This is a genomic window from uncultured Albimonas sp., assembly GCF_963977235.1.
Lineage (GTDB): Bacteria > Pseudomonadota > Alphaproteobacteria > Rhodobacterales > Rhodobacteraceae > Albimonas.
The window spans coordinates 1-4812 of the sequence record NZ_CAXBOD010000122.1 but is presented as its reverse complement, the minus strand read 5'-3'; the positions used below and the strand labels follow the sequence as shown (position 1 = coordinate 4812).

Here is a 4812-nt window from a genome sequence, read left to right as displayed (position 1 = left end):
GTCGGCAGGAACTTCGGGGGAAGCTTCGGGGCGGGGGGTCATGCGGCCTCCTTCCGGTCGAGGGCGGCGCCGGGGGTCAGCACCACCTTGGTCCAGGCGTCAGGGGTCTTGCGGAAGCCCTCGTAGCCGCGGGGCGCGTCCTCCAGCGGCAGGCGGTGGCTGATCAGGAAGGTGGCGTTGATCTTCCCCTCCCGGATCCGGTGCAGAAGGTCGGGCAGGTAGCGCTGGACATGGGTCTGGCCGCTGCGCACCTGCAGCCCCTTCTCCATCAGCGCGCCCATCGGGAATTTGTCCATGAACCCGCCATAGACGCCGGGGATCGAGACGCGCCCGCCCTTGCGCACCGCCATCAGCGCTTCGCGCAGGGCGTGGCCCTTGTCGGCGCCCACGCCCACCGCCTGCTTGAGGTCGTCGAGCCAGGCGTCGGGCGCGAAGCCGTGCGCCTCCATCCCCACCGCGTCGATCACCGCGTCGGGGCCCTCGCCCCCGGTCATCTCGCGCAGCGCCTCCAGCACCCGGGTCCGGGTCGAGTCCACCACCTTCGCGCCCAGGCCGCGGGCCAGCTCCAGCCTTCCAGGCCAGCGGTCGACGACGATCACCTGCCCCGCGCCCATCAGCAGCGCCGACTGCGCGGCGAAGAGGCCGACCGGACCCGCCCCCCAGACGGCGACCGTTTCGCCGGGGACGATGTCGCAGTTCTCCGCCGCCATCCACCCGGTGGGCAGGATGTCCGACAGGAACAGCGCCTGCTCATCGCCCACGTCGTCGGGGATCTCGATCGGGCCGACGTCGGAGAAGGGGACCCGCACATATTCCGCCTGGCCCCCGGCATAGCCCCCGGTCAGATGCGAATAGCCGAACAGCGCCGAGAGCGGCTGGCCGTAGAGCGCCTCGCTGACATCCTGGTTGGCCACGGGGTTTGAGTTGTCGCAGCCCGAGAACTGCCGGCGGCGGCAGGGCGCGCAGCCGCCGCAGGCGATGGTGAATGGGATCACCACCCGGGCGCCCCTCGTCAGGGGGCTGGCGGGGCCGGTCTCGACCACGCGGCCCATGAACTCGTGCCCCAGGACGTCGCCCTTGCGCATGCCGGGGATCACCCCGTCGTAGAGGTGCAGGTCCGAACCGCAGATCGCGGTCGAGGTGACCTCGATGATCGCGTCGCGTGGATTCACGATCCCCGGATCGGGGACCGTGTCGACGCGAACGTCGTGCTTGCCGTGCCAGGTGAGCGCACGCATGGGCCGTCTCCCTTTCGGTATTCGGTGGCGGCGGTTCAGTGGGGGCGGGAGCGGGAGGAGGCGATTTCCCCTGTCTCCAGCAGCATCTTCAGGCGCTTGAGCTCGCGCCGGCCCTGCAGGGCCGGGTCGCGGCCGTAGAGCATGCGGATCCAGCTTCCCAGCCGCCCGCCCGGGGGGATGTAGGCGACCACCGCCTGCACTTCGGTGCCGCGGCCGGCAGGCGCATCGCGGAAGCGGACCTTGCCGCGGGTCTCGATCTCGGAGGCCTCGGTCGAGGCCCAGGCGATCTCGTCGCCCGGCCGGTCGGAGACCAGCTCCGCCACCACCGCCAGCGTCCGCCCCTCGGGCCCGGCGAGCGCCCAGCGCACCGTGCCGTCCACTTCGTGGGCATGGACGACATGCTCCATGAACCGGGGCAGGTTCGCGACGTCGCGCCAGAAGCGGTAGACCTCCTCTCGCGGACGGTCGATGGTCACCGTGCGGCCCGCCACCTCCCAGTCGCCGAAGCGTCCGCGGCGGGCGGCCCGACCAGGGGCGTCGTCGGGGGGATGGCGCAGGTCAGCGGCCTGCAGGGCGCGCGCCGCGCGCCAGCCGGCGAAGAGCGCAGCGCCGATCCCCAGCCCGACCACCGCCGCCGAGGCCCCGGCGCGCAGGCTTTCGCCACGGCGCCGCGAGCGGGGGTCGAGCGCTGCGCCGCTGGCCGCGCCCGCGCGCAGCCTCGCGAGGGGATGGGGAAGGTCGGAGCGGGACATCGCGGTCTCCTGCACGAACAGCGGCGCGGCCGACGCGGCGCACGCCTGTCCGCTCCCAACCCCGCCGGAGGACAAAGGTTCCCCTGAATCGCACGCGCGACGCGGAACCATCCTCCATTCCGCGGGTTCAGCAGGACCCACACAGGACAAGGAGCAGGACATGACCAGGGCCAGCGTCTCCGTCGCCGAAGACGGACGGTCGGTGGAGTTCAAGACCGAAGACGGCGCCCGCGTGCGCGTCGACCTCCCTGCGTCCCGCCACGACGTGCCGGCCGAGGTGCGGGCCCGCGCGGTGATCGGCGCCATCGCGACGGAGGCCGACCGCGAGGCAGCGAGGGATCCGGTGGACGAGGGACTCGAGGAAACGTTCCCCGCCAGCGATCCCGCCGCGATCTCCGACCCCGCCACGCTGTCGCGCCGCAAGGGCTGACGCCGCAGAGGCAGACGGTGGGGGCGGGGCGAACATAACCGGGGGCGCCGCGGCCGGGAGAGTCGGTCGGCCGCGGCGCGCTCCCCCGCCCTGCCCGCGGCGCGGCTCTGGACGGACCGCGCCTCTCCGAAGGCGTCCGGGCCGGGGAGCATCGGGGGGCTTCTGCGCAGACCGCCCGGACCGGCGGACCGGGGGGGCGGCCCGCCGAGCCCGCCGGTCAGGCGCCGGTGGGCTCGAGCACCGCGCAGGCCACCCGGTCGCCCGCGGCGCCGGCGGGGGCGGAGCGGTAGTCGTCCGCCCCGGCATGGATCACCAGCGCCGCGCCGTCCTCATCCAGCACGCTCGTCTCGGCGCCGGGGGTCAGGGATAGGCCGTGGGCGAAATACTCGACCGCGGCCCGCCCGTCGTCGCCGGCGTGAAGGTTCGGCAGATCGCCGGGATGCGGCCCCGGCGCGTTGCGCACGCCATGTTCGCGGTCGGCGGCGAGATGGCCGCCCGCGCTCTTGAACCCGCCCTCGGCGTCGCATTCGCCGGTGCGATGGACATGCACCACATGCCGCCCGGGCTCGAGCCCCGAGACCTCGATCGCGACCAGCATCACGCCGGAGGCGGTCTCCTCCATCGAGACCGTGCCCTCGACCTGCGGGCCGGAGACGCCGGCGGGGTTGGCGCCGGCGATGTCGCCGCGCACGCGGTCGCCCTCGGCGGCGTGGACCAGACCCGGCAGCAGCAGCGCCAGCACGGTCAGCCCGAGCCAGGCGCCGATGGACTGGCGCGGCGGGGCGGCCGGGTTGCGGCGCGGCGCCGGGGCGCCGGGAAGGGGGAGGGGGAATTCTCCGTAGAGCATCGTGCATCTCCGGTTCGGTTCGAAGTCGCCCGTCGGGGACGGCGGGCCCGTCTTCCCCTGCAACCCGCGGGGCGGCGAATTGTTCGAACATCCCCTTGTTCGAGCATCACCGGGGGGATCGCGCCGGATCCGACGTTCAGAGCGGCCCCGGCCGCGGCGGAAAGGCGGAAGGGGCCGGGCTGCGGGCGAGGACCTGCCCGTCGCCCGACCGCGGCGCCGACAGTGGGCGGCGTCAGCCGCCGCCGGTGACCGGGAGGATCGTGCCCGTCACATAGCTGGACATCTGTGGGGAGGCGAGGAACAGGTAAGCCGGCGCCAGTTCCTCGGGCTGCGCGGGGCGGCCCATCGGGGTGTTCTCGCCGAAGTGCTTCACGCCCTCGGGCCCGCGGTCTGCGGGATTCAGCGGCGTCCACACCGGCCCCGGCGCCACGGCGTTCACCCGGATGCCCTTCGGCAGCAGGGTCTGCGCCAGCGACTGGGTGAAGGCGTGGATCCCGCCCTTGGAGGTCGCGTAGTCCACCGCGCCCCCCGAGCCGCGCAGTCCCGCCACCGAGCCGGAGTTCACGATCGCGCCCCCTTCGGGCAGGCGGCGTGCCGCGGCCTGGCTCATGTGGAACAGGCCCATGAGGTTAGTGCGCAGCGTCTCCTCGACCTGCTCGGGGGGCAGCGCCTCGAACTCGGAGGCGTGGAGCTGGAAGGCGGCGTTGTTGACGAGCACGTCCAGGCCCCCGAAGCTGCGCGCCGTACGGGAGACGGCGGCCTCGCAATGCTCGGCGTCGCCGACGTCGCCGGGGATCAGCAGGCAGCGGCGGCCCTCGGCCTCGACCAGGCGGCCGGTCTCTTCGGCGTCCTCGTGCTCGTCGAGATAGGCGACAGCGACGTCGGCCCCTTCGCGGGCGAAGAGCACCGCCACCGCCCGTCCGATGCCGGAGTCGCCGCCGGTGACCAGCGTCGACATCCCCTCCAGCTTGCCCGAGCCGCGCCAGTAGGGCGCGTCGCACATCGGCTGCGGGTCGAGCGCGGCCTCGCGGCCGGGCTTCTCCTGGTGCTGGGCGGGCTGGGGAGCGACGGGGTAATCGCGCGCGCCGGTCTGGGGGGCGCGGCGCAGGGAGGGCCGGCCGAGATCGGCCGCTTCGCGGGCGCCGGTCTCCTGCTGCACGTCGCGATGGCGGGCCGCGGTCTCTCGGGCCTCCTGCGGGTCGGCGGCGGGGTCCTCGGGATAGGCGCGGTCGTCGGTCATCGGGCGGTCTCCTGTTGGCGTCGGGGTCGCGGCGTCCGGGTCCCAAACCATCGGCGGCGCCGGATGTTCCGCCGCAAGCCGCACGGCGCCGCGTGATGGAACATCCGCGCGCCCCGCGGGTTCCCGAGGCCGGACGCGACCGATCCCGCCCAGATCCAGCAAGGAGAGCGGCCGAACCGGATCGGCGCCGCCGAGCCCGCATCTCGCTGTGCGACGCGGTCACGCCGCTGCCGGCCGAGGCCGCCTGCGGCTGGGCCGGGGCGCCGGTCTCGGCGCTGGGCGGGCGGCGACAGGCGGGGACCCTG

General features: G+C 74.2%; 5 protein-coding genes. 1 reads left to right on the top strand and 4 read right to left on the bottom strand.

The window, feature by feature from the left end:
- Positions 1–38 precede the first annotated feature (38 nt).
- Positions 39–1238 (bottom strand): zinc-dependent alcohol dehydrogenase, encoded by a 1200-nt coding sequence (locus AAC134_RS23430; protein ID WP_339952160.1) that lies wholly within the window; start codon positions 1236–1238, stop codon positions 39–41.
- A 35-nt stretch (positions 1239–1273) separates the two neighbouring features.
- Positions 1274–1990, bottom strand: coding sequence for an SRPBCC family protein (locus tag AAC134_RS23425; RefSeq protein ID WP_339952158.1), 717 nt, complete (start codon positions 1988–1990; stop codon positions 1274–1276).
- Between the two features lie 160 nt (positions 1991–2150).
- Here AAC134_RS23425 and AAC134_RS23420 point away from each other — a divergent pair, with 160 nt between their 5' ends.
- Entirely contained in the window at positions 2151–2420 is a 270-nt protein-coding gene (locus AAC134_RS23420; RefSeq protein ID WP_339952156.1) for a hypothetical protein, read from the top strand.
- Positions 2421–2637: 217 nt separating this feature from the next.
- On the opposite strand, the gene AAC134_RS23415 is transcribed toward AAC134_RS23420, so the two are convergent.
- Complete coding sequence (locus AAC134_RS23415) at positions 2638–3267, bottom strand: superoxide dismutase family protein (protein WP_339952154.1); 630 nt, start codon at positions 3265–3267, stop codon at positions 2638–2640.
- A 232-nt stretch (positions 3268–3499) separates the two neighbouring features.
- On the bottom strand, positions 3500–4507 hold the full coding sequence (locus AAC134_RS23410) for an SDR family oxidoreductase (protein WP_339952152.1): 1008 nt from the start codon (positions 4505–4507) through the stop codon (positions 3500–3502).
- Between the last annotated feature and the right edge of the window lie 305 nt (positions 4508–4812).